The 2,216-nt window shown below is 66.7% G+C and carries 2 protein-coding genes; one reads left to right on the forward strand and one right to left on the reverse strand.

Annotation, left to right across the window (positions count from 1 at the left end; translation table 11 throughout):
• Window positions 1-243: 243 nt before the first annotated feature.
• On the reverse strand, window positions 244-672 hold the full coding sequence (locus NKJ78_RS30695) for an Lrp/AsnC family transcriptional regulator (protein WP_352461230.1): 429 nt from the start codon (window positions 670-672) through the stop codon (window positions 244-246).
• 150 nt (window positions 673-822) lie between these two features.
• On the opposite strand from NKJ78_RS30695, the gene NKJ78_RS30700 reads away from it, so the two are divergent.
• Window positions 823-1,926, forward strand: a complete 1,104-nt coding sequence (locus NKJ78_RS30700) for a saccharopine dehydrogenase family protein (RefSeq protein ID WP_352461229.1) — start codon at window positions 823-825, stop codon at window positions 1,924-1,926.
• Window positions 1,927-2,216 lie beyond the last annotated feature (290 nt).

The following is a 2,216-nucleotide window of genomic DNA, read 5'->3' on the forward strand; positions in this document are numbered from 1 at the left end:
TGACCGCTCGGCTTTGTCGTCATCGCAAAATCCCCGTTTCAAAAACAGGGAATCACATCCACCCAATTTTGCAACAGTCCCCTTGAGGGGGAGATGTCGCCGAAGGCGACAGAGGGGGTCGCCTCGCGTGGAGCGCTAACCTCCTTCTGCAGCGGCAGGTAGGCCGAGCCCAGTCGAACCGACCCCCTCTGGCCTGCCGGCCATCTCCCCCGTACGGGGAGATTAGCGGCTCATGCGTTCCACCTACCGATCGATCCGTGTCGACAAAATAATCGACGACCACGTCCGCTCGACCCCGTCCATCGCCCCGATCTCGTCCAGCAACGCATCCAGATCCCTGATCGACGGCGCGTCGACGATGACGATCATGTCGAAATTGCCGCTCACCGAGTGCAGCGTCCGTACCGGCGGCAGCGCCTGCAGCGCCCGCACCACCTTGTCGGCGAGCTTGGGCGTGACGGTGAGCAGCACATGCGCCCGCACAAGCCCCTGCTCGTAGTCCGGCGCCATCCGCACGCCATAGCCGGTGATGATGCCGCGCTGTTCCAGCCGCTCGATCCGGCTCTGCACCGTCGTGCGCGAAACGCCGAGCTGGCGCGCCAGCTCAGTGGTCGACGCGCGGGCATTGGCGCGCAGCAGGGAAAGCAGTTTTTGTTCGGCGTCACTGAGCATTTCGACGAACCTCGTCGGCGTATCGTTCAATTGCAGGGTTCATTTCGAACGATCCCACGCTTCCTTTCGACAGGCAAGCTGCGATTCTTGAAGGCATCGCGTCCACCGCGCGGCGGTCTGGGCCAAAGAGTTTTAACGAGGGGCAAGGTCATGAAGAAAATCATCGTCGTCGGCGCCGGCAAGATCGGCTCCACCATTGCAGGCATGCTCGCCGACAGCGGCGACTACCACGTCACCGTTGTCGACCGCGCGGCGGCGCAGCTTGCCGCGGCCGAACTTCCCGCCGGCGTCGAGGGGCTGGAGCTCGATATCGCAGCGCCGGGCGCACTCGAGGCAGCCCTTGCCGGCGCCTTCGCCGTGCTGAGCGCCGCCCCCTTCCATTTGACCACTCGCATCGCCGAGGCCGCGGCCGCCACCGGCGTACACTATCTCGATTTGACCGAGGACGTCGTCTCCACCCGCCGCGTCAAGGAGCTGGCCAAGTCGGGCAACAGCGCCTTCATTCCGCAATGCGGCCTTGCGCCGGGCTTCATCTCGATCGTCGCCAACGATCTCGCCAGCCGCTTCGACACGCTGGAAAGCGTTCGCATGCGCGTCGGCGCGCTGCCGCAATACCCGTCCAATGCGCTGAACTACAATCTGACCTGGAGCACCGACGGCGTCATCAACGAATATTGCGAACCCTGCGAGGCGATCGTCGAGGGCGAGCTGATCGAGGTGCCGCCGCTGGAGGAGCGCGAAGAGTTCTCGCTCGACGGCGTCACCTATGAGGCCTTCAACACCTCCGGCGGGCTCGGCACCCTGGCAGAGACGCTGAAGGGCAAGGTGCGCACGCTGAACTACCGCACCATCCGTTATCCCGGCCATGCCGCGATCATGAAGGCGCTGCTTAACGATCTCGGCCTGCGCCACCGCCGCGACGTGCTGAAGGATATCTTCGAGAGCGCCCTGCCGGCAACGCTGCAGGACGTGGTCATCGTCTTCGTCACCGTCTCGGGCCGCCGCAATGGCCGCCTGCTGCAGGAAACCTACGCCAACAAGATCTATTCGCAGCGCATCGGCAACCAGGTGCGCAGCGCAATCCAGATCACCACCGCGTCCGGCATCTGCGCCGTGCTCGACATGCTGGCCGACGGCACCTTGCCGGCGACCGGTTTCGTCAAGCAGGAAGACGTCGCGCTGGATGCGTTTCTCGCCAACCGTTTTGGGCGCGCTTATGCGCAGCACGAGATGGTGAGCCGGCTGGCAAGCTGAGCTACTTCACCCTCCCCCTTGTGGGGAGGGTCGGCTCGCGATCGGAGCGAAGCGGAGATGGCGAGCCGGGGTGGGGGTGCGCGCCGACGGTTGGCGAGGACGCCCCCCCCCCCCCCCGGCCCGGCGCGGACCCCCCCCCCTCGGCCGGGGGGGGGGGGGGGGGTGGGGCTGCGCGTGTCGTCCGGCGGTGTGGGGCCGCGGGGGGGGGGGGGGCCCGGCGCGGTGTGGGCGTCCCCCCCCCCCCGGCCCCGCCCGCGGCATCCCCCCCCCCCAAATGGGGGAGGGTAAAG

Origin of the sequence: Mesorhizobium sp. M0037, assembly GCF_040323635.1 — a bacterium.
In the GTDB taxonomy this organism is placed as follows: Bacteria; Pseudomonadota; Alphaproteobacteria; order Rhizobiales; family Rhizobiaceae; genus Mesorhizobium.

Excerpts from the sequence above, each read along its gene's own strand:
- NKJ78_RS30700 (WP_352461229.1), top strand. The coding sequence starts at position 823 with ATGAAGAAAATCATCGTCGTCGGCGCCGGCAAGATCGGCTCCACCATT.
- NKJ78_RS30695 (WP_352461230.1), bottom strand. The coding sequence starts at position 672 with ATGCTCAGTGACGCCGAACAAAAACTGCTTTCCCTGCTGCGCGCCAAT.